Below are 22,155 nucleotides of genomic sequence, written 5' to 3' on the forward strand. Positions count from 1 at the left end.
ACATAATATTTCGCACTGGGTTGGGTGTGTTTGGTGGCGATGACTGTCTTCTTCGAATGCGCGGCAACACGCTACCAGACCCGATATCTCAGCTTCTGACATGTGCTATAGGGTCGAACGGCTTCAGGCTGGATGGCCCGGAATGCTCTCTATAAAGCCCGATCATAAACGCCACCCGAAGGTGCTATATGTGCCAGTTGACTTCAAAGTGACGTTGGTGTCAGGCTTTCACAACACGAACTCGGGCAAAGACTTGATAGTTAAGGTAGTTTGACATCTCACGGCACTGTTATCTGCATATTGGCGCGCCTAAGACTGGAACGACGTCAATTCAAACACTTCTTCTGGACAATAGAGATTGGTTTAATCACCACGGGCTGTTCGTTCCGAGTGCAGGGCAGAACACGAATGGCGCACACCACCAGCTTGTGCGTGCGATATCTGGATTGCCAGCGCGGACAGATTTGTCCGGGTTAATTCAAAGCCTAACCGCAGAGATAACGGGCGCAGGCTTCCCAGATCTCCTAATTTCTTCAGAGACAATGTTTGTGATTATGCGCGAACCGCTTTGCTTGGAACGAATTAAGAACTATTTTGAGGATTTGGGTTATAGAATAACATGTATTCTTTTTTTTGCGTCACCCTGCCACTGGATTAGACTCGGCGTATTCGCAAATGGTTTCCGCCTTTCAACGCTTTGATAGTTTCCGCGAATTTGCAGATCGACGGTCTTTGCAATTTACTAGACTGCCCTTATGGGGCTCATTCAATAGGTTTCCTGAAATCGAAGTGAGAGTGCTGCCTTACACTAGGGAAGTGAAGTGTGAAGGAGTCGCAAAACGTTTTTTGCAAGAGCTGGGAATCACGGACTTTGGCGCGGCGGCATCCGAGCAGCGTCTTAATGTCGGCGCCGGGCCGAGAGAGGTACACTTTAAGAAATGGGTGCGATTCAATTGCGCTGAAGCAGGAGATACGATTTCTCAGCTGCAAAGAGCGAAACTGATCGAGCTTACAAAAGGTTTGGATTTTAAAGATACTGAGCGTTATCGAGGTCTAACGCCAAGCGTGCTTGAGAACTTTCTCCAAAAGACCGAACAAGCAATCAAACAGGGGCGTGATGCACGTTGGATTGGCGCTTGGGAGCAATTGAAAGAAGACAATGTGGAACAGCTTCTTCCCGCCAATGATCCAGACCTGTTTTCAGATCCTCACTTGAAAAAGATACATGATCCAGAATTGGAGGACCGCTTGCTACAGGCTTGGACGATGGCGAGCCAGGTTAAGGAGCCTGATGGTCAAAAAAAACTTCGTGCGAACACCATAATAGAAGCAATGCGTGAAATGGGCTCTCAAATTTAGACAGGCCCGGCAATTCAAGTCTAAGCTTGGGATGGGGCGTGTATTTGGAATCACCTGCCTTAGTCATTGGCCATATTGGCAAAACTGATTGCCTGAAGTACCCATTTGATTTGCATCGCATTTTGAAACCAAGGTCGGAGGACCTTGCATGGTGGCTTCGACCCAAATTGCAAAGTAACGGCACGAGGTTGGGACACCTCGATGGATCAATGGCTGATTGAGGGCACTATTAACTATTAGTTGCACACGTGACAGCCGCGACCCGATTGCTGAACGCAGCTCTGTCACTACGCCAACTCGCGATGTTATCGGGGTTGGTCGGCATGCTGCATAGCGCAAGTTATCGAGTGTTACATGCAGGCAGTTCCGAATGAAAACGACACGGTATTGCCTAAACCCAATCGAGCAAAATCGCGGCCTAAAGGCACAAAAACATAATCGCACCGCTAATTGTGGGCGCAAGAACGCGGCAAGGCGTCACGAAAGTGGTTGACTGATTTGGAGGCGAGTACCGGAATCGAACCGGTGTACACGGATTTGCAATCCGCTGCGTCACCACTCCGCCAACTCGCCTTTTCAAGTAAAATCAAATACTTGCCGTGGTGTGCGTGGGGTTTTAGCAGCTTTCCTCAGGGTCGTCCAGTGGATTGCGTGCAAATTTGGCGACAAGATTGAAATTCGCGGTACCTCATGACTGAATTCGACAACGATGAAGTTGGGTTGCGGCAACAGGGCCGTTGCTGGCCGGGTCAGGATGTGGCACAAGCCGGACATCCTTGGGAATGAGACGAGATATCCAATGAAAGATTTCGCAGCCCGGCGCCGCACAATGGTTGATACACAGGTTCGACCCTCTGACGTCACCAAATTCCCGATCATTGACGCGATGCTGCACGTCCCTCGCGAAAACTTTGTGCCAAATTCTCAGCGTGAAGCGGCCTATGCCGATGCAGTGATCGATATGGGGAACGGGCGCGCGATGATTGAGCCGCGCACCCTGGCCAAGATACTGGATGCGCTGAACATTTCGAACGATGAGATGGTGCTCGATATCGCGCCTGCCATGGGATATTCCACGGCCGTGGCTGCGCGGATGGCGCAGTTGGTCGTAGGAGTGGAAAGCGACGAGGCGCTTGCCGCTGAGGCGCAGAGCCTTCTGGCCGAGGCGGATGTCGACAATGCCATTATCCATGTGGGGCCGCTTGAGCAGGGCGTTGCTGAACATGGACCGTATGACGTGATCATGGTTCAAGGCGGGGTTGAGCAGATCCCCGCAGAATTGCTGGACCAGCTCAAGGAACATGGTCGAATCGCTTGTTTGTTCGTCGAAGGCAACCTCGGCACTGTGCGGATCGGTCGGAAGTCGGGCGGTCAGGTCAGCTGGCGCGATGCGTTTAACGCCAGCGCACCTGTTCTTGAGGGTTTTTCGGCCGAGTGTGCATTTTCGCTATAGTCCGCCGATAGATTCTACTGCCGCCTTGATTAGTTGAAAACAAGGCCGCAAACTGCCTGCAGGGCAGTGTAATTTCGTTTTGAGAGGATTTCGGTATGCGTGGTACGGCGACAGGTAAGCTGGTCAGGGCGCTTGCAGTGACCGCAGGACTTGCCATCAGCGTGATGCCAGGGCGTGTAGCGTGGGCAGACAACATAACAGACGCCTTCATTGGCGCGTATAACACAAGTGGTTTGCTGGAACAGAACAGGGCGCTGTTGCGGGCTGCGGATGAAGATGTAGCTATTGCGCTGTCGGCGTTGCGGCCCATCATCAACTGGACCGTGCAGGTCAGCCAGGACTATACCCGTTCACGGACTAACAATGTGGTTACGACCAACGAACCTTCTCGGTTCTTTACGGGTCTGACCCTGGGTCAGCTTTTGTATGATGGCGGCGCGTCGATTCTGGGCAAACAGTCTGCGCAGGAAACGGTGTTGTCGACCCGACAAAGCCTGATCGATATTGAGCAGCAGATTTTGATCCGCGCGGCAAACGCTTACTTGGGCGTGCTGCTGCAGGAAGAAACCGTTCAAATCCGCCAGAACAACGTCGAGGTTTCAGCTGAAGAACTCAGGGCGTCGAATGACCGATTTGAAGTTGGCGAAGTGACCCGGACAGACGTTGCCCTGTCCGAAGCGCAATTGGCGAGCTCGCAGGCGGATCTGGCGGTCGCCCGTGGTGAGTTGAGCATCGCGCAGGCCGAATATGTGAATGCGGTTGGTAAAGCGCCGGGGCGCACAGCGGGTCAGCCGAGCCTGCCCAACCTGCCGCGATCCGAGGCTGAGGCCATCAGCCTGGCCCAACGCAACCATCCGGCGATCCTGTCGGCGCAACATCAGGTTCGCGCTTTTGACCTGATCGTGGAGCAACAACGGGCCAATCTTGGTCCGAATGTCAGCCTGAACGCAGACGCAGGGGTGACAGAAAGCTACGACAACAATGATTACATCAACGATGCGACCATCGCGCTGAATTTCAATCAACCCATCTATGCGGGTGGCCGGTTAGCGGCGAATATTCGTCGGGCAATGGCGACACGGGATGCGTCGCGTGCAAACTTGCTGAATGTGCAGAAAAACATCACTCAAGGTGTCACCGATCGCTACGCGGCGTTTCAGGCCGCCAGTGCCAGCCTTAGGGCGTCAACCGAACGAGTTCGCGCCTCGCAAGTGGCTTTCGACGGCATTCGCGAAGAAGCGACATTGGGTGCTCGGACGACCTTGGATGTTTTGAACGCACAGCAAGACCTGCTGGATGCGCAGTTGGCCGAAGTGGCATCGCGCACCGAGCGGTCCCGCGCGGCCTATCAGTTGTTGCAAGCGCAAGGTTTGTTGACGGCCGAGCGTTTGGGTCTGGCGGTTCAGATCTATGATCCGACCTTATACTATAACTTGGTGAAAAATGCACCAGCACGGGTCAGCAAACAAAGCAAGGATCTGGATCGTGTCCTCAAAGCGTTGCGTCGGGACTGATCGACTATACTATTTGTTGTGAGGTTGGGATTGTTTAGCTACACTCGATCCAAGGACAGAGCGGTAGAGAACAATGACTGATAATGTCGTAAAAGCAGGGATCGAAGACGTTCTGTCTTCGGTCAAACGTTTGGTAAGCGAAGACACCCGCAATAAATCCGTCTTGGATCAACAGCCTGCAACAAAAAAGCCAGGACGGCTGGTTTTGACGGATGCTTTGCGTGTCAGCTCTTCCAATCAGGCCAATGTAGTTTCTGCTCAGGCCGACTCGGATTCTGAGGTTTCCGACTCGGCCAAACCTATGTTGCTTCGGTCCTGTGATATTGTGCAGGCGGGCAAGCAGTCGGCCAATGCTGCACAGGACGAGTCCGACGCGCCAAAGCCTGCGCGATCGGCGGATGCTGCATCCAGCCTGAGCGCCAAGATCGAAGCCCTGGAAGCTGCGATCGCGCAGACAGAAGATCAATGGGAACCGGATGGTGACAGCGAAGACGCCTATTCCGGAACGCGGTCGCAATCTTTGCCTTGGAATGTGGAAGAAGAATTTGCTGCAGCCGAGTCCATAGGCTCGAATGACGTCAACCTAACTGGCGGCATCGAGGAAGAGGGCGACGCACACGTAAAGGCAGAGTTCATCCGCGCGCCGCGGGAAGAATCCGAGGTGGTTGCAGAGGCTGCCGACAAAGATCGAACGATCGATATGGATGAAGACGATTTGCGCGCTTTGATCGCTGAAGTTGTCCGGCAGGAATTGCAGGGCACGATGGGCGAGCGGATAACGCGAAATGTTCGCAAGATGGTCAGACGCGAGATTGCGCGCGCCTTGGCCGCAAAAGAACTGGATTGAACCTCAACCGCGCTGAGGCGGCTGGGCAAGGCTTAGCAGCAGATCAAGGTCCATGTGGCGTTCAAGATGATCTGCCAGATCGTCCAGCGCCTGTTCCACGCCGTCCTCATAAGTGACGTCAGAGGTCACGCCCAACTTTGAAAGATAACGTGCCCGGAACGCGTCGGACGAAAAGATGCCGTGCAGGTAACTGCCCTTGATCCGTCCATTGGCGCTGGCGGCACCTTCCGGTTTTCCATCGACCTCCAGCCACGCCCGGTCGCAATCAGAGCCGTTGGTGTGACCCATGTGGATTTCATACCCGCTGACCGGTTCCCGGTCAGGCAGGGCATGAGCCGAACGCAGAATGACTTGTTTCTGTCCGCCCATAACGGTGTGAACGTCCAGTAAACCCAACCCGTCGACCTTTCCGGGTCTGCCATCGACGCCATCTGGATCAGAGATGGTCTTGCCCAGCATCTGATACCCACCGCACAGTCCCAGAACATGCCCGCCACGCCGGACATGGCCGTAAAGATCGATATCCCACCCCTGCGCCCTGAAGTAAGTCAGATCCCCTATGGTGGACTTGCTGCCGGGCAGCAGAACCAGATCAGCGTCGCCGGGCAGGGGGCGTCCTGCGGGAATGATCTCAACGCTCACACCAGGCTCAGCTGACAGCGGGTCAAGGTCATCGAAATTGGCCATACGTTCGAGCTGAGGCACGACGACCTTGCACTTACCTCCGGTATGGGACCGAATGTCCATCATATCCTCGGCAGGCAATTTCCATGCGTCGTGAAACCATGGAACCACGCCCAAACACGGCCAGCCTGTGCGGACGGCAATGTCGTCGCGCCCTTCGTCGAACAAGGACACATCCCCTTTGAACCGGTTAACGGCAAAGCCCCGAATCTGGGCCAGATCGCCGTCGTCCAGCACGGCCTGCGTGCCGACGATCTGCGCGATCACGCCGCCGCGATGAATGTCACCGACCAGAACCACCGGAATACCTGCGGTACAGGCAAAGCCCATATTGGCGATATCACCCTTGCGCAGATTGGTTTCGGCTGGACTTCCCGCGCCTTCGATCAGGACCAGATCAGCATCTGCACAAAGCCGGTCGAAGCTTTCCAGCGCGGCCCCCAGCAGCTTGGACTTGTCCTTGCGGTAATCTCCGGCCTTCATAGTTCCCGCGCGCTGCCCTTGCACGATGATTTGAGCGCCAGTGTCCGTCTCGGGCTTTAGCAGGATGGGGTTCATGTCAGTATGGGTCGCCCGCCGCGCTGCACGGGCCTGAAGCGCTTGCGCGCGGCCGATCTCGCCCCCGTTCTCGGTGACCGCTGCGTTGTTCGACATGTTTTGTGGTTTAAACGGAGCAATCCGCATGCCTCGCCGGGTAAAGGCCCGCGCAAGCCCGGCCACAAGAACCGATTTTCCGACATTGCTGCCAGTGCCTTGAATCATGATGGCGCGAACCATGGTTTGTCTCCTATATGTCGGGGCGCAGATGACCTGATTTGAACCGGAAGGGAAAGCCCCGGATGAACACGCCAGCGCATCTTTTGATCGGTGCCGCCGCTTTTGCCCGGCCGCCGCAGGGGCGTATCTTGTTGGCCGCCTTGCTCGGGGCGGTGCTGCCGGATCTGTCTCTGTATCTCATGGCGACGGTGTCGCTGTTTGTTCTGGGTATTCCGGAACAGGTGGTCTTTGGGCAACTGTACTATTCGCAGGCCTGGCAGACCGTCTTTGCCATCGACAACTCCTTTATCATCTGGGGGTGTGCACTGATATTGGCAGTTTGGCGTCGCTGGCACTTTGTCGCTGTCGGGGCTGCGGCAGGTCTTTTGCATCTAGCGACAGACTTCTTACTGCACGCCGGTGACGGACGACCCCAGTTCTGGCCTCTGAGCGATTGGGTGTTTCACAGCCCAGTCAGCTATTGGGACAGCAGCCATCACGCTTTGTGGGTGGCACCAGTTTCTGCGGCAGTGTGTTTGGCCGCCTATGTTGTGCTTTGGCAGCGTGGCCTGCCTGTTTGGGGCAGGGCCATGTTTGGTATCATGTTGGCGGCTGAAATTTGGGTGGCGCGCCAGTGGCTGTTGTTTTTTTAGGCGCGAAAACCGCGAAACAAAGCAAAGAAAAACGCGCTCTGACGGGCAGAGCGCGTTTTTTCTGGTGCGAAATCGCCTGGGATCAGGCGGCTTCAGCCTGCTGAGCGGCATTGCGACGCTCGCTTTCTTCGCGTGACAATGCGACCGAGGTCCGCACGCCACGGCCAACGAACTCCATCAGTCCGCTGACAACCCGTTCGTTAGGGTCAATACCTGCGCAGGACAGCACCTCGCGACCATCGCGCGAACGTGCCCAGCGGGCGATTTGTTCGGGGCCATTGCCGTATTTCTTGTCGTCGGCGATAGCATCGTCAAGTGCAGCCAACACAACGGCCGCGAAAAGTTTGCGCGCACGATTGCCTTGCTCGTTGTTAAAGGCAGTGCCGTCAACGAAATCTCTCATCTCGTCTTCCTTGTTGTTCTTGCTCTTGCATTTTCGGCGTGAGGGTCCTTATGACCTATTAGGTGCGATTCGGATACAGCTAAAATGCATAGTTGCGTTGCGTCACTTGCATGGCTTGCTGCAAGTGCAGCACTAGGTGTCGTTGTCTTGTCAGGTGTGGTCCCGCCAGATATAGGGACCGCAACTGATGCATCAACCGTTTGTGAAGGATTTATGTAATGCCCAAGATAAATGGGAACGAAATTCGCCCCGGCAATGTGCTTGAGCATAACGACGGCCTGTGGGCAGCGGTCAAGGTAGACCATGTAAAGCCCGGCAAAGGCGGGGCATTTGCCCAAGTGGAACTGCGCAACCTGCGCAATGGCTCGAAATTGAACGAACGCTTCCGGTCAGCGGACAAGGTTGAACGCGTCCGCCTGGAACAGAAGGACCAGCAATTCCTGTACGAATCCGACGGGATGCTGGTGTTCATGGATACCGAGACCTACGAACAGATTGAATTGCCAGCAGATTTGCTGGGCGAACGTCGTCCGTTCCTGCAAGATGGCATGACCATCGTCGTTGAATTCTACGAAAGCGAAGCGCTGAACGCGACGCTGCCGCAGAAAGTGACTTGCCAGATCGTCGAGACCGAGCCTGTCGTAAAGGGCCAGACGGCGGCAAATTCGTTTAAGCCTGCGGTACTGGACAACGGCGTGAAGGTCATGGTGCCGCCTTTCATCGGACAGGACGAAATGATCGTCGTGAATACCGAAACGATGGAGTATTCCGAACGCGCGTGACGTTTCGTCACTTTTTACAAGAGACCGCGCAGGCATTCGCCGCGCGGTCTTTTTTTATGCGTTAGGGCGATGACGATACCGTGTTGGGTCGGGTCCAAACAGTTCCAGCATCAGTTCATACTTGATGCGATTGGCGCTGACCTGGCGATAGAAAGCGATCAGAAATGCAGTCGGCCCCTGTATACGGCTAAGGCCACTGGCGGCGGCCACAACGGTGCCCACATCCGTTTTCCCCTGTAACACCAGATAACCGCCCAACATCAGAATGCCGACGGTTCCCGCTCCGTTGATCACGCTTAGCAGGAATTTGGCCGACAGTTTCCACAGGAACATACGTCGCCGCGTGTCATAAATGTCGTCAAACATAATGTTGATGTCCCGCTCAACCGCTTCCATATCCTCGGTCGTCAGCCGGTCTGTGGCGCCGCGCAGGATATGGACACGCTCTGCCACGAAAGTGTTCACTTTGCGTTGCGAAACCAGAACGATGATGATCTGCGGCACGATCATCGAGAAGGCGATCAGCCCAAGTCCCGGTTGCGTGGATGAAATATAGCCGATTACGCTTATCAGCGTACCGATCTGAACCACCGGATCCGAGAATGCGCCGCCCGCAAATTTCCCCAGTTCTTCGGCTTCGGCGGAAATGGCCGTGGTCATGGTGCCTTTGCGCAGGTCCGCGCCCGTTTCCTTCAGATCGGTTGAACGCCATAGCAGGCGCTGCCGGATCAGTCGGATCATGTCTTCACCTAAGGTACCCGCGCGGTACCCTAAAACCCATTTCAGCCCCAGGCTCAGCAGGATAACGGCCATCATACCAATACCCAATTGGATCAGCTTTTCAGTGCCGACATCATCCGCCGTCAGATGGTTGACGATATCGCGTTGAAACTCCAGCGGAACGGCGGCAAGCGCCGCAATGGCGATGGACAGTACGATAAGGATGATCTGCCGTCCGGCACTGGCGCGCCAGATCGCGGAATATAGTCGAAACATGGGTGTATCCGGTTTGACCTGTTTCCCTCAGTTTGGCAGGGCTGGGGAACAGGTTCAAACTTGGGGATGTGTGTCGACGAGGAGTTCGTGCTGATTAGGCAACAAGCGGTACTTAGTCGGTAAGTCGCACCGTCGCCTCGCCCGCCTGCATTTCGCCGCCTGCGCGGTCGAAACGCAAATAGGCGATGGCGTGGCCCCCAGATTGAGTGAACAGGGTGCCGGCCGATTTGCCGTTGGCTGTGATCTCGGTCCCCACGGGCGCGGTGCCGTCGACAACAACGCGACGCAGGCCCTTACGCAATTCGGTCTTGTGCTTCATGCGCGCGGTCACTTCCTGACCTACATAGCAGCCCTTTTTGAAATCCACGCCGTTCAGCGCTTCGAACCCAGATTCGAGGATATAGCTGTCCTGGGTCAGCTCAGTACCCGCTTCGGGAATGCAGTGCTGAACGCGCAGGGCATCGAAATCGGTGCCATCATCCTGTTCGGGTGCCGCAGAATACATACGCCAGCCCAAGGCAGGGTGCCGCGGGTCGGGCAACGCGTTCTCTGGCGCGCAACCTGACCCGCGGTGCAGGTTCAGGTCGGTGCTTTCGATCGCCACATCTGCACGCAGCTTGTACATGCTCAGACGTTTGATCAGATCATCGGCAAGGTGCTCGGCCACATCCAGCAGAACGCCATCGCCATCGCGCTTGAGGAAGAAGTCGGCCAGATACTTGCCTTGCGGCGTCAACAGCGCGGCATAAACAAGCCCGTCGTTCAAACCCTGAATGTCATTGGTGATCAGGTCCTGCAAAAAACTTTCGGTGTCCGAGCCGGTCAGGCGCAGGATGCGGCGGGTGGGCATGGCTTGGTCCTCGTCATTTCCCTTGGCCTCGTGATATAGGAAGATCCGCCGCCAAGACCAGAGGGTATCAGACGTGCCAGCCCCGATCTCTGTTGTTATTCCGACCCTGAACGCTGCCGATGCCTTGCCCGAATGCCTTGGGGCATTGATGGAAGGGCTGCACGCCGGGCTAATCCGGGACCTAATCATAAGCGATGGCGGGTCTGCCGACCTAACACTGGAAATCGCGGAAGAGGCCGGAGCCCGGATTGTGACAGGTACGCCTTCGCGCGGCGGGCAGTTGCGACGGGGTTGCGCAGAGGCTGGTGGGGATTGGGTGCTGATCCTGCATGCTGACACCGTATTGGAAAGGGGCTGGAGCGAGGCGGTGAGCGCCCATCTATCCAGCACAGGACCTGCGGCTTTCCGGTTGGCTTTCCGAGCGCGGGGTATTGCGCCGGGATGGGTCTCGGGCTGGGCCAATCTGCGCAGCCGGGTTTTCAGGCTGCCGTATGGGGATCAGGGGCTTTTGGTGCCACGCGAAATCTATCACGCTGCAGGCGGCTATCCCGACCAACCTTTGATGGAGGACGTGGCGCTGGTACGTAGTTTACCCCGGATCACACTTCTGGATGCGCGGGCCTTTACGAGCGCGGAGCGGTATGAGCAGGCGGGCTGGATTCGGCGGGGTAGTCGGAATCTGTGGACTCTGCTGCGTTATTTTCTGGGGACGGATCCGCAGGTGTTGGCGCAGGCGTATCGGCGATAAGTGTCGTACGCAGCTCGACCAGCGATTTCCCCAACCGAAACGGGGCCGCAAAGCTGACAAGGCAAAGGGCCACGATTTGCAGAACCAGAATATGAGCATTGGCCTGCAAATATTCCCATTCGTCTTTCAATTTGCCGACCTGATCGATCAGATCATCATAGCTTTGGGCCAGGATCAGGTAGTCCCCGGCAATGGCTGGTACTTTCCGGCGCATGTTGTCGATAGCGGTCTGCGTTTCGTCGTCCAGCGAGGTGAAGACCAGAAACTGGTCGATATCGAAGGCGTCAGCCTGCGCGGCAGCGCTGCGCATTTCATCCATGTCATCCTTGGCTTGACGTCCGAACAGGAAATGCAGGCCTTGTAATGGGGCGACCTCATTGGTGACGGCAATGAACAACGGCAATTCTGAATTGCTGGCCGTTGAAGCCGACAGGAACTCGACCTTGTCGCACAAAACGGCCGTGTCCGGATCAAAGGCAGGATCACAAAAGCGCAGGCGAAACCGTGCCGCGTCGCGATCAAAAGCCAGAGTGGCCGCATAGGCCACGTCGATCTGACGATCCAACCGAGAGCTGTCCGAGGTGTACAGCCCGGCCAGAACAGCGACCAGCGCCCCAATGCCGCCCAGAACGACCCAAACCAGGTCGGCCAGCTTCCAAGCCCGATGCCCCGCCGGTTTGCGGAACAGAAATGCCGTTCCGATCGATCCCACTACAAAAAACAGAATCAGCAAAGGCAGTTGGTTGTCGGTCACAAAACTCATGAATTCGATCTTAGGACCTGACCTGCGTCCTGCAACAGGGATCACGGGCAGTTGTAACATCTTACCGGATGCTCATACTGACCGAAGAGCCACGGGAGATTTCGATGACAAAAGAAATTGTTCTGATTCATGGGGCATTTGCCGGACCCTGGTGTATGCAAGATTACGCGACCTTCTTTCGGGATCGCGGATGGACTGTACACACCCCCGCCTTGCGCCATCATGGCGGTGATCCGAAAGCAGACCCTGACCCCGGGCTGACTGAAACCAGCGTGTTGGATTATACCAATGACATAACGGAATTTGTACAGGGTCTGGACAGCAAGCCGGTTCTGCTGGGTCACGCCATCGCGGGTGTTGTTGCGCAGCAGGTGGCCTCACGCGGTTTGGCCAGCGCTATTGTTTTGATTAACCCTAATGCGCCCTGGGGCACGTTGCCTGAAACCGACGACGAACGCGCCGTGCCGCGGGCGTTGATGGAAGGCGGGGCCTTCTGGAAACAGCCCATGCGGGTTGAGTTCGACCTGATGGCGCCCTTTGCCCTAAATAAAATGGACGTGGCCCAGCAACACGCCGTGTTCGATCAATTGGGGGCTGAAAGCGGGCGCGTGATGTTCGAAATGTTCTTTTGGATGTTTGATGACGATCACGCGATAAAGGTCGATTTCGAAAAGGTCGACTGCCCGGTTCTAGTCGTTTCCGGTGCAGAAGACCGGGCGGTAAACCCCGACACCTGCCGCGCATTGGCAGAGCGGTACGGGAAACGCGGAACCTTTTTGCTGATTCCGGACCACGCACATTTTCTGTTTATGGAGCCGGGCTGGCAGGGGCCTGCTGAGCAAATCGAAAGCTGGCTTGGTCAACAGCCCATGTGAAACCGGGTTGACAAAAATCGGCGTTTTGGCCGAGATCGCGCCAAGTGAATAGGGCCAGAGACCCTTTTTGCGCATAGTATCTGCGGGAAAGGTCCGGGCATGACCCTGTTTGTCATCCTTATCATTCTGTCTGCGGCACTGCTGCATGCGGTCTGGAACGCCATCGTCAAGACAGCGGCGGATCGCACGACGATGTTGGGCCTTGTTGCTTTGGGCCACGTGTTGCCGGCAGCCGTGATGGTGATGGTCCTGCCATTGCCCAGTGCTGAAAGCTTTATCTACATCTTGCTCTCGACCGTTGTGCATTTCGGGTATTACTTCATGCTGGGCAAAGCCTATCAGCATGGCGATCTGAGTGTGGTCTACCCCATTGCGCGGGGCATCGTTCCGGCACTGGTTTCGCTTTGGGCGATGCTTCTGGTAGGGGAGGTGCTGCCCTTGCAAGCTTGGGGTGGCATTGCCCTGATTGCATTTGGCATTCAGCTGAGCAGTTGGAAGGCGCTGCGCTCGGGCGTGGGGCGCAGCGCGTTGGGCTTTGCGCTGGGCACCGGGTTCTGTATTTCGATCTACTCGGTTGTGGATGGGATCGGCGTTCGGCTGTCAGGCAATACGCTCAGCTATTGGGCCTGGGGGGCTTTCCTGCATCTGTTCATTGCAGGCTTTGTCGGGATTAAGAAGCGTGCAAGCTTGAGATACCTGCCGACCAAGGTCTGGATGACAGGCATTCTGGGCGGGCTGGTTTCGATGACCGCCTATGGGCTGGTGCTTTATGCCAAGAACTTTGCCCCATTGGGCGCTGTCTCGGCGCTGCGGGAAACCTCGGTCATCTTTGCTGCGCTGATCGGGTTCATCTTCCTCAAAGAAGGCAATTGGATACGACGGCTGGGGGCCGCCGTGCTCATGGCCGCTGGGGTTGCTTTGATTGGACTCGCTGTCTGATCAGGGGCGCAGCGCTTAGTTGTTGGTCGAGAATGTGCTCTGTGGTTTCCATTTCAAAGTGCCGTCGCTGTTGCGGTGGCAGCGCAGCAAGCGTTCCTGAACCGTGCTGACTGTGGTCGTGACTGTGTTATCGCCGACCATCAAGACAAAGGCGTCTTCGGAATAGGCCATGCCTTCGTAATAACAAAACCGGCTTTCGGCCCCGTCCGGAATGGGGGATGCAGTGCTGAGCATCTGCTGCGCAGGGGCTTGTGAGGCCAGCAGGGTCAGGGCCAGTCCGAAGGTTAAAGTTTTCATGTCGTCCTCCCGTCTTAAAATCGTAGTCGGTAAAAAATTATTGGACGCCCGGACCTCAAGCCATTGTTGGTATGTTGCGGTAAGTGTGAACGGGGTCAAAGGTTTAGGCAACAAGAAGTTGCCACCGTTCCTGCCTGCCAGCCTGTTGATGCCCAGGCACAGACCTGAGCTATCCTGTCCAATAGGGGGAATGCACCCCCTTGTTCAGTGGGACGCGGCTTCGGACTGTAGCTTTCTGAAATAGCTGATTGTTGCTTCCAACCCTTCCTTCAACTGCACCTTGGGTTCCCAGTTCAGCAAGGTCCGGGCCAGAGTGATGTCGGGCTGGCGTTGCTTGGGGTCATCCTGCGGAAGGTCCTTGAAACTGATCGGTGTGTCGGTGCCCACAAGCGCCTGAACCTCACTGGCCAGCTCGTTCATCGAGAATTCATTGGGATTGCCCAGATTGACCGGGCCGGTGACGTCTTTGTCGGTCTCCATCAACCGGATGAACCCTTCGATCAGATCATCCACATAACAGAAAGACCGGGTTTGTGTACCGTCGCCAAAGATCGTGATCGGCTCACCCGTCAGGGCCTGCATGATGAAGTTCGACACGACGCGCCCATCGGCAGGGTGCATTCGGGGGCCGTAGGTGTTGAAGATGCGAGCCACCTTGATCTCTAACCCCATCTGCCGGTGATAGTCGAAAAACAACGTCTCGGCGCAGCGCTTGCCCTCGTCATAGCAAGAGCGCGGACCAACCGGGTTGACGTTACCCCAATAATCTTCGGTCTGCGGATGGATGGTCGGATCGCCATAGACCTCAGAAGTTGAGGCCTGAAAGATCTTGCATTTCAGCCGCTTCGCCAGCCCCAGCATGTTGATCGCGCCATGCACGCTGGTCTTGGTCGTCTGCACCGGGTCGTGCTGGTAATGCACGGGTGAGGCCGGACAGGCGAGGTTATAGATTTCGTCGACCTCCACAAACAGCGGGAAGGTTACATCATGGCGCTTGAACTCGAACCGCGGGTTGTTGTGCAGATGGTCAATGTTGCGCTTGGTGCCGGTGAACAGGTTGTCGACACACAAAACCTCGTGCCCCTGATCCAGAAGCCGGTCGCACAGATGCGAGCCCAGAAACCCGGCCCCACCGGTTACGAGAACACGTTTTCGACTGTCATAAAGGCGGGCCATTGCAAATCCTTAATCGTTAAATCCAAGCCAGCTTGTCACAGGGAAGCCGGGTCTTGGTTTGATTAGTAAACCGAAGATGTTTGAATTGCAGTAGATTTTGGTTTTTTGAGGGCGCGTGTGGTGTTGGTGTGTCCCAAGTTCACCTAACATGTGAAGCGGGGCAATATGCCAGCAAGGCCCAAGATTCATAGCGAAGTAGAAGAAGTAGAGTAGGTGCCTTCAAATCGCTCGACAAAAGAAACACTATGGGTGCAAGTACCCATCTTACGCTTACCAAAGTACTTATTTTCCCTTCTCATTTGGAGGAAGCTCAGGTTTCAATTTCTCAATCACGCTTTCTATGTCACCTACTCGTTTGCCCGAAAGGTATCCTTTCCCAACTTTGTAAATACTAGAAAACGCAACCCAAGCGCAGACGAAAAGGCAACCGACAAAGAAACTCTGGATATTGTCCGCAGGGATCCCCCATATTGGATTAAAGCTGGAGGTTACCAAGGCAGCTAGAATCGAAACCCCAATCCCGACCGGTGCCCAAAGCGATCTTTGTTCACTTACGCATTCTTTGTGTTCGGTAAGAACCAGTCTTAATCTGTCGACAGTAACGTAGATCAATTCTTGACCTGTGTTGTCGAATGTTTTGTCAACAGGAACGGAAGTAGGAGTGACGTTTATCTGGTCAGTCATTTTTGTTTTCCTCCAGCATCAGCTGAAGAGTGACGTCGTTAACACTACCGATTGTTTTGTTCGAGCATAGAAAGAGAATTCTCTGACCAGTTTTCGTTACGCCCAACTCAAGTGGTTCAGTAGTTGCGGTCCCTAAGCTGTTGTTCCAATTGATCAATTCTATAGTGGGAACGCCGTCTATTCTGTCAACTTTCAAACGTTGTTCTCGATTGTTCGAATGGTTCGAAAACTTAACTGCAATTTCTAAGTTCGCGAAGTCGTTTTTTATCGAAAACAATGCAACTTCGTCGTTTGGTGTAAGTAGAGACCCAGCAAAGATTACCGTGTTCTTTCCAACCTTCATTTGGTTTTTATTCCTTCGAATACCTAAACATCCAACTCCTCCACAAACCGCGCGTTCTCCTGAATGTATTGGAACCGCAGTTCGGGTTTTTTGCCCATCAGACGCTCGACCAGGTCGCCGGTCTCGCCGGGTTCGTCCTCGTCGATGGTGACCCGGATCAATTTCCGGGATTTGGGGTCCATCGTGGTCTCTTTCAGGTCCTTGGCATCCATCTCGCCCAGCCCCTTGAAGCGCGAGACGTCGATCTTGCCCTTGCCGCCCAGACCTTTTTCAAGCCATTCGTCCCTCTCGGCCTCGTCCAGACAATAGACGCGCTTGGCGCCTTGGGTCAGGCGGTAGAGGGGCGGGCAGGCGAGGTACAGGTGGCCCGCGTCGATCATCGGGCGCATCTGGGTAAAGAAGAACGTCATCAGCAGCGAGGCGATATGCGCCCCGTCCACATCCGCGTCGGTCATGATGATGACCTTGTCATAGCGCAGGTCGTCGACGTTGAATTTGGTGCCAAGACCCACACCCAGCGCTTGGGTCAGATCGTTGATCTCGGCGTTGGTGCCCAGTTTCGAACTGGCCGCGCCCAGCACGTTCAGAATCTTACCGCGCAGGGGCAGTAGGGCCTGCGTTTTTCGGTCCCGACCCATTTTTGCCGAACCGCCCGCAGAATCGCCCTCGACGATGAATAATTCCGTGCCGTCCCGTGTTGAACTACTACAGTCCACCAACTTGCCGGGAAGACGAAGTTTCTTAGTGGCGGACTTGCGTTGTGTTTCCTTCTCGGCCCGTCGGCGCAGGCGTTCCTCAGCTCGCAGGATGAGGAAATCCAGGATCGCGCCGGCGGATTTCGTGTCGGCGGCCAACCAGTTGTCGAAATGGTCTCGGACCGAGTTTTCGACCAGCCGCTGGGCCTCGACCGTGGCCAGACGGTCTTTGGTCTGGCCTACGAATTCCGGTTCGCGGATAAAGCAAGATACCAGCGCGCAGCCGCCGGTGATCAAGTCATCGCGAGTGATCTGACCGGCCTTCTTGTTGTTGATCAGTTCTCCGTAAGCCTTGATCCCCTTTAGGATCGCGGCCCAGAACCCCGCCACATGGGTGCCGCCTTCGGGCGTGGGCACGGTGTTACAGTAGGATTGGATGAACCCATCGCGCGAGGGCGTCCAGTTGATCGCCCATTCGACCTTACCGGGGGTTCCGAATTTTTCGTTGAAATCGACGGTACCTGCAAAGGGCTGCTCGGCATAGGTGGACGAGCCGTTCATCGTCTCTTTCAGGTAATCCGACAGGCCGCCGGGGAAGTGGAAGGTGGCCTCGGTCGGTGTTTCACCGTCGTCGATGGCGGATTTCCAGCGGATTTCGACGCCCGAGAACAGGTAGGCCTTGGAGCGGATGGATTTGAACAGGCGTGCGGGTTTGAACTTGTGGTGGCCGAAGATGTCCGCATCCGCGTGAAAGGTGACGGTCGTGCCGCGCCGGTTGGGGGCCGCGCCGACCTTTTCCACGGGGCCCAGCGGAACACCACGTGAGAACCGCTGTTCGAAAAGCGTCTTGTCACGCGCCACCTGCACGACCATTGAATCCGACAGCGCGTTCACCACGGATGCACCCACACCGTGCAGACCGCCCGAGGTCTGGTATGCCTTGCCCGAGAATTTACCACCCGCGTGCAGGGTACACAGGATAACCTCAAGCGCGGATTTGTCGGGGAACTTGGGGTGCGGATCAATCGGAATGCCGCGCCCGTTGTCGCGCACGGTCAGCGCGTAATCCGCGTGCAGCTCGACCTCGATCCGGTTGGCATGGCCCGCCACTGCCTCGTCCATCGAGTTGTCGAGGATTTCAGCCACCATATGATGCAGCGCGCGCTCATCGGTGCCGCCGATATACATGCCGGGGCGTTTGCGGACCGGTTCCAGCCCTTCAAGCACCTCGATCGAGGAGGCGTCATAGGTATTGGTCGCTTCGGGCGTCAACAGATCGTCGGGCATGGGTGCTGCTCTTGTTTTTGAGTTTCTCCTATTATGGCAGGTGATGTGGTCCGGGGGAAGAGGGGCGCGAGGTGTTGTGGAAGCTTTGGGTTGCGCTGGGCACCAAACGGACTCATTGCTGTGCTTGCGACGCCTGGCTTTGCTTTTGACAGCGCTGCAGGATTTGACGGCCGTTCGTCTAATCGCTCATACTTTTGAGAACGCGTTGATAGAACGCGCCTTGTGCATCCTCACCAATAGGTCCCTCGACCCATTCCCGGTCCAAATTCAGTGCTCCTGCGGGTACGATTTGCCGGGCTATTTCGGGCGGTGTGGTTTCGCCAGACGTTCCACCTTCCCAGTCGTGAAAGGCTGACGAATACCGCACGACGGCTCCGCTCGTCGGCAAGTTGAGCAAGCCGCCTTCGGCAAAGAACATCAAACCGTCGCCCATTTCTTCCCCGATGAGTTTGAGTCGATGTCCCAAACGATGTTTCAGGATGGCTACAAACACGATCGCTGCGGAGAACGTGAATTTATCGACAAGCACCACAACCTGCTCAATTGCGCTTTGCGAAATCGCCTCGATCAAGGGCATCGCCATAAGAAAATTGCCGCCGGTGTTTCCGCGAACGTCAATTAAGAGCGTTTTGTTTGAGCAGGCTCTCACGCGGTCCGCTGCACCTGAGATGGCTTTAGGAAGTGCAGTTTCACCAGGGTCAAAGAAACTTGGCAACTGCATCGAAAGCCCAAGCCCTTGCCAGCCCTTTATCGCTACGAAGGTTTCGGGTTCCCAGGCGGGATCAGTCTTGCCGTGCTCGTTTCTGGGGTAGAGCGACGAGGCAGGAACAGTATTTCTGTTCGCCATTTTCAGTTTGGTTATCTGCCCATTTTTGTTCCGCACACGATACTCGGTCGTCGCGTCTTTTGCAGAAAAACCCAAACGTGCCAATGCGTATGGCCAAGCCAGAAGAAGCGGTCCGACGACCCGTTTTCTTTGGGACGTTCCCGCCAGAAATTTCTCTGCCGCGGCTTCGATTTGGCTCAAAGCCGCACCGTTGACTGCTATCAACTCTCCTCGCAGTGCAGTTTCTCCTGATGCCGCCGCAATGACTTGAACGGAACGCCCTATGCTCACAAACCTCAGCGGTAGCACCGAGATCGCATCATTCGGGATCAGCCGTGTGTGACCATTGTTTGGAAGTGCCAACAGGCGCATCGCGGACAACAAAAAAGCGTCAATGGAGCCCGCCAAAGCGCATCGCCGGCAGTCATTGATGTAGCTGTCTACTTCAGCCTCATTGACCCGCCGAAAACTGGGATCGGTTGGCAGGACAGTTTCCAAAATTAGCTTCAAGTCTTGCGTCAGCGGCATGAATGACACTGCGCATGAACGCTCATCTATGTCCAGATTGGGCTCATCGTCGTGATTTGCCGAATTCGTCTCGCCACCAGCTCAAAGCGCTCATAGTCTCTGGCCATTAAGCAAACACTACAACAGGACCCCAAATGAGCTGGATCAAAACCATCCCCTTCGCTGAGGCCACGGGCAGGCTGCGCAAACTCTACGACCGTGTGACAGGCCCAGACAACAATGTGGACAACATCATGATGGCGCACAGCCTGCGGCCGCATTCGATGGAAGGTCATATGGCGATCTACAAGGCAGTGCTGCATCACTCGGGCAACAAGATCCCGAAATGGTTTCTTGAGGTCCTGGGCGTGTGGGTGAGCTCTCTGAACCGTTGCGGGTACTGCGTGGAACATCATTTTGCCGGCTTACAGCGGTTACTTGGCGATGAAGCGAAAGGCAAAGCGATCCGGGCGGCGATTGAGGCGCGCGATCCGGCTGCTGCTCCGCTGGATGCAGCGCAGCTGGCTGCCATGATCTATGCCCGTAAACTGACCGAAACGCCGGGGGATATGGTCGAGGCGGATGTGATCGCCCTGCGCGAGGCCGGATGGGACGACGGAGAGATCCTTGAGGTCAATCAGGTCTGTTCGTACTTCTCTTATGCAAACCGGACGGTGCTGGGGTTGGGATGTTCAACCGATGGCGACGAATTGGGTTTGTCGCCGAACAATTCTGACAACCCCGACGATTGGGGGCATCGTTAAGACACTAGAAAGGTCAGGCCGTTTGGACCCAATCCAGAATGGCCTGTGCAACGTCCTGCGGTTTTTGGTGATGCAGCCAGTGATCAGTTTCAGGGATCGTGATCCGGGTTAGGTTGGGCGCGAAGGTTTCCAAGCCTTCAGTTGCCTCGGGCAAAAGGGCTTTGTCATCTGGTCCCCAAAGCAACAAATGCGGACATCGGACGTGCAGTCGATCAAAGGGTAGATCCGGCAGGTCTGTTGCGGGAAGCCCCGGCTGAGCGACAACCAGTGGAGAGGCGCGATACCAGTTCAGCATCGCCTCTAACCGGTCTGGTCGCGCCCATTCGACTCGGTATTCGGCCATCCGGCTTTCGATCAGCCAATCCAGTCCCATGCCGTGGCGAAAGAACCTTTCAAGCAATGCAAAGTTGTTTTCGGACAATTTTTGCGCTGCATCGGGCGCCCGCAGTTGGTTGATGTATTGCGAGGCCTCTGATTGCGCACCGCCTGCGGCCATGGCGCGTTGAAACGGAACCGGATGCACGCCGTTGGCTATGATAAGTTGCCTCACGAGATCTGGCCGATACATTGCAAGGCCATAGGCCACCGACGCGCCCCAGTCATGACCTAGTATGGTAAACGGTGCACCGTGGCTCTGAATCAAAGCGGCCATGTCGGACACCAGTTGAGATAGGGCATAGCTCTGCACCCCTTCAGGGCACCAGCTTTGGCCATATCCACGTTGGTCCGGTGCAATGCAGTAGAAGCGATCCGCCAGATAAGGGGCGAGATCCGCCCACGCGCCGCCGAATTCCGGGAAACCATGCAGCATCAAAAGCGGTGGCGCTTCCGGTTTGCCCCAAGTTCGGACGTAAAATGGCTGGCCATTGAGGTTGGCAAAAGATGTGTGCATCGGAACCTCTGATCCGCTGAGGAATTTATGGGTTTTTGAGGCATCAATTTGACACCAATCAAAGCGGATATTCGGCGTTTCTGCTAGCCCTCATTCAGGACAGCAGAAAAAGGATAAGTTGTATGGAAGCCATTGCTCCGGTCGAAGCAAAATCCCCTCAGATCAAAGCCGTAGAGGTCGAGGCGGCAAACGCGGCAGAACCCAGCCCCGAAAAGATCCGGCAGGCGTTCGAAAGCGGAAAATACCCCTATGGCCGCAAGATGGCGCGGTCGACCTATGAGGCGCAGAAGGCAAAGCTGCAGGCGGAGCTTTTGAAGGTTCAGCTATGGGCGCAGGACACGGGGCAGCGTTTTGTTTTGTTGTTCGAAGGCCGCGATGCCGCTGGCAAGGGCGGTACGATCAAACGGTTTATGGAACACCTGAATCCGCGTCAGGCGCGTGTGGTCGCTTTGAACAAACCGACCTGGGAAGAAAAGGGGCAGTGGTACTATCAGCGCTACCTTCAGGAACTGCCGACGGTTGGGGAAATGGTGTTCTATGACCGGTCTTGGTACAACCGCGCGGGTGTTGAGCGGGTGATGGGATTCTGCTCGCCTAACGAGTATCTGGAATTCATGCGCCAGACGCCGGAACTGGAACGGATGCTGGTGCGCTCGGGTATTCAGCTGTACAAGTACTGGTTCTCGGTCACGCAGGAAGAGCAGCAGCGCCGTTTCAAAAGCCGCGAGACCGATCCTCTGAAGCAGTGGAAGCTGTCGCCGATCGACAAGGCCAGCCTCAGCAAATGGGACGACTATACCGAGGCGAAAGAGGCGATGTTCTTTTATACAGACACCGCAGACGCGCCATGGACGATCATCAAGTCGAATGACAAGAAACGCGCGCGCCTGAATTGTATGCGTCATTTCCTGTCGACGCTGGATTACCCAGGCAAGAACTTGAACGTAGTGGGGGAGCCTGATCCATTGATCGTTGGACAAGCCCACCACGTCATCCACCGGTCCGAGCATATTCTGGGCGCAACATTGCATCCGGATGCCCGCTAATCCTCAACGCGCCCGT

The 22,155-nt window shown here is 55.7% G+C and carries 22 protein-coding genes and 1 tRNA gene; 11 read left to right on the plus strand and 12 right to left on the minus strand.

Features of this window, described 5'->3' with window-relative positions; genetic code table 11:
- The first annotated feature begins 675 nt into the window (after positions 1-675).
- On the plus strand, positions 676-1,359 hold the full coding sequence (locus tag GS630_RS11495) for a hypothetical protein (protein ID WP_171619791.1): 684 nt from the start codon (positions 676-678) through the stop codon (positions 1,357-1,359).
- Between the two features lie 499 nt (positions 1,360-1,858).
- Here GS630_RS11495 and GS630_RS11500 read toward each other — a convergent pair.
- Positions 1,859-1,932: transfer RNA gene (locus GS630_RS11500), tRNA-Cys, on the minus strand.
- Between the two features lie 226 nt (positions 1,933-2,158).
- Between GS630_RS11500 and GS630_RS11505 the strand changes: the two genes are divergently transcribed.
- The 3 genes from GS630_RS11505 (at position 2,159) to GS630_RS11515 (ending at position 5,173) form a co-directional block, all read left to right on the plus strand.
- A complete protein-coding gene (locus GS630_RS11505) occupies positions 2,159-2,812 on the plus strand; it encodes a protein-L-isoaspartate O-methyltransferase (protein ID WP_171177471.1) in 654 nt (217 codons plus the stop codon).
- Between the two features lie 95 nt (positions 2,813-2,907).
- Positions 2,908-4,326, plus strand: a complete 1,419-nt coding sequence (locus GS630_RS11510) for a TolC family outer membrane protein (protein WP_171619793.1) — start codon at positions 2,908-2,910, stop codon at positions 4,324-4,326.
- Positions 4,327-4,399: 73 nt separating this feature from the next.
- Positions 4,400-5,173, plus strand: a complete 774-nt coding sequence (locus GS630_RS11515) for a hypothetical protein (RefSeq protein ID WP_171177467.1) — start codon at positions 4,400-4,402, stop codon at positions 5,171-5,173.
- 3 nt (positions 5,174-5,176) lie between these two features.
- Here the strand turns inward: GS630_RS11515 and GS630_RS11520 are convergent, their stop codons facing one another.
- Complete coding sequence (locus tag GS630_RS11520; RefSeq protein WP_171177465.1) at positions 5,177-6,634, minus strand: cobyric acid synthase; 1,458 nt, start codon at positions 6,632-6,634, stop codon at positions 5,177-5,179.
- Between the two features lie 62 nt (positions 6,635-6,696).
- On the opposite strand from GS630_RS11520, the gene GS630_RS11525 reads away from it, so the two are divergent.
- Positions 6,697-7,266, plus strand: a complete 570-nt coding sequence (locus tag GS630_RS11525; RefSeq protein WP_171619795.1) for a cobalamin biosynthesis protein CobQ — start codon at positions 6,697-6,699, stop codon at positions 7,264-7,266.
- A gap of 82 nt (positions 7,267-7,348) precedes the next feature.
- Here the strand turns inward: GS630_RS11525 and GS630_RS11530 are convergent, their stop codons facing one another.
- Positions 7,349-7,669, minus strand: a complete 321-nt coding sequence (locus GS630_RS11530; RefSeq protein WP_037310273.1) for a DUF6280 family protein — start codon at positions 7,667-7,669, stop codon at positions 7,349-7,351.
- A 218-nt stretch (positions 7,670-7,887) separates the two neighbouring features.
- Here GS630_RS11530 and efp point away from each other — a divergent pair, with 218 nt between their 5' ends.
- Entirely contained in the window at positions 7,888-8,451 is a 564-nt protein-coding gene (gene efp, locus GS630_RS11535) for an elongation factor P (protein WP_171177461.1), read from the plus strand.
- Positions 8,452-8,505: 54 nt separating this feature from the next.
- Here the strand turns inward: efp and GS630_RS11540 are convergent, their stop codons facing one another.
- Positions 8,506-9,447, minus strand: a complete 942-nt coding sequence (locus tag GS630_RS11540) for an ABC transporter transmembrane domain-containing protein (RefSeq protein WP_171177459.1) — start codon at positions 9,445-9,447, stop codon at positions 8,506-8,508.
- Positions 9,448-9,559: 112 nt separating this feature from the next.
- Complete coding sequence (locus GS630_RS11545) at positions 9,560-10,297, minus strand: folate-binding protein YgfZ (RefSeq protein ID WP_171177457.1); 738 nt, start codon at positions 10,295-10,297, stop codon at positions 9,560-9,562.
- Positions 10,298-10,370: 73 nt separating this feature from the next.
- Between GS630_RS11545 and GS630_RS11550 the strand changes: the two genes are divergently transcribed.
- From GS630_RS11550 to GS630_RS11565, 3 genes are all read left to right on the plus strand, one after another.
- Positions 10,371-11,045, plus strand: a complete 675-nt coding sequence (locus GS630_RS11550; RefSeq protein ID WP_171177454.1) for a TIGR04283 family arsenosugar biosynthesis glycosyltransferase — start codon at positions 10,371-10,373, stop codon at positions 11,043-11,045.
- Positions 11,046-11,912: 867 nt separating this feature from the next.
- A complete protein-coding gene (locus GS630_RS11560) occupies positions 11,913-12,683 on the plus strand; it encodes an alpha/beta hydrolase (protein ID WP_171619797.1) in 771 nt (256 codons plus the stop codon).
- Positions 12,684-12,782: 99 nt separating this feature from the next.
- A complete protein-coding gene (locus tag GS630_RS11565) occupies positions 12,783-13,622 on the plus strand; it encodes a DMT family transporter (protein WP_171177450.1) in 840 nt (279 codons plus the stop codon).
- A gap of 15 nt (positions 13,623-13,637) precedes the next feature.
- On the opposite strand, the gene GS630_RS11570 is transcribed toward GS630_RS11565, so the two are convergent.
- The 6 genes from GS630_RS11570 to GS630_RS11590 all read right to left on the minus strand — a co-directional run bounded on the left by GS630_RS11570 (position 13,638) and on the right by GS630_RS11590 (position 19,458).
- Positions 13,638-13,919, minus strand: a complete 282-nt coding sequence (locus tag GS630_RS11570) for a hypothetical protein (protein WP_171177448.1) — start codon at positions 13,917-13,919, stop codon at positions 13,638-13,640.
- 204 nt (positions 13,920-14,123) lie between these two features.
- Positions 14,124-15,095: a UDP-glucuronic acid decarboxylase family protein gene (locus GS630_RS11575; protein ID WP_171619799.1), complete on the minus strand. Its 972-nt coding sequence runs from the start codon at positions 15,093-15,095 to the stop codon at positions 14,124-14,126.
- Between the two features lie 282 nt (positions 15,096-15,377).
- Positions 15,378-15,779, minus strand: a complete 402-nt coding sequence (locus GS630_RS11580; RefSeq protein WP_152457479.1) for a hypothetical protein — start codon at positions 15,777-15,779, stop codon at positions 15,378-15,380.
- Positions 15,772-16,122: a DUF6864 domain-containing function gene (locus tag GS630_RS22590; RefSeq protein WP_371419732.1), complete on the minus strand. Its 351-nt coding sequence runs from the start codon at positions 16,120-16,122 to the stop codon at positions 15,772-15,774. The genes GS630_RS11580 and GS630_RS22590 overlap by 8 nt, the downstream gene beginning before the upstream one ends.
- A gap of 23 nt (positions 16,123-16,145) precedes the next feature.
- The gene (gene parE / locus GS630_RS11585; protein ID WP_171177441.1) at positions 16,146-18,104 is read right to left on the minus strand and encodes a DNA topoisomerase IV subunit B; all 1,959 of its coding nucleotides are present in this window, start codon (positions 18,102-18,104) and stop codon (positions 16,146-16,148) included.
- Between the two features lie 178 nt (positions 18,105-18,282).
- Positions 18,283-19,458 carry a peptidase S41 gene (locus tag GS630_RS11590; RefSeq protein ID WP_171619801.1) on the minus strand — a complete coding sequence of 392 codons (1,176 nt, stop codon included), beginning with the start codon at positions 19,456-19,458 and terminating at the stop codon, positions 18,283-18,285.
- Between the two features lie 134 nt (positions 19,459-19,592).
- Here GS630_RS11590 and GS630_RS11595 point away from each other — a divergent pair, with 134 nt between their 5' ends.
- Positions 19,593-20,201 (plus strand): carboxymuconolactone decarboxylase family protein, encoded by a 609-nt coding sequence (locus GS630_RS11595; RefSeq protein WP_171177439.1) that lies wholly within the window; start codon positions 19,593-19,595, stop codon positions 20,199-20,201.
- A 13-nt stretch (positions 20,202-20,214) separates the two neighbouring features.
- On the opposite strand, the gene GS630_RS11600 is transcribed toward GS630_RS11595, so the two are convergent.
- Complete coding sequence (locus GS630_RS11600) at positions 20,215-21,093, minus strand: alpha/beta fold hydrolase (protein WP_171619803.1); 879 nt, start codon at positions 21,091-21,093, stop codon at positions 20,215-20,217.
- Positions 21,094-21,215: 122 nt separating this feature from the next.
- Here GS630_RS11600 and ppk2 point away from each other — a divergent pair, with 122 nt between their 5' ends.
- Positions 21,216-22,139 (plus strand): polyphosphate kinase 2, encoded by a 924-nt coding sequence (gene ppk2 / locus GS630_RS11605; protein ID WP_171177435.1) that lies wholly within the window; start codon positions 21,216-21,218, stop codon positions 22,137-22,139.
- The last annotated feature ends 16 nt before the right edge of the window (positions 22,140-22,155 follow it).

It is taken from the genome of Ruegeria sp. HKCCD7303 (assembly GCF_013111185.1).
Lineage (GTDB): Bacteria > Pseudomonadota > Alphaproteobacteria > Rhodobacterales > Rhodobacteraceae > Ruegeria.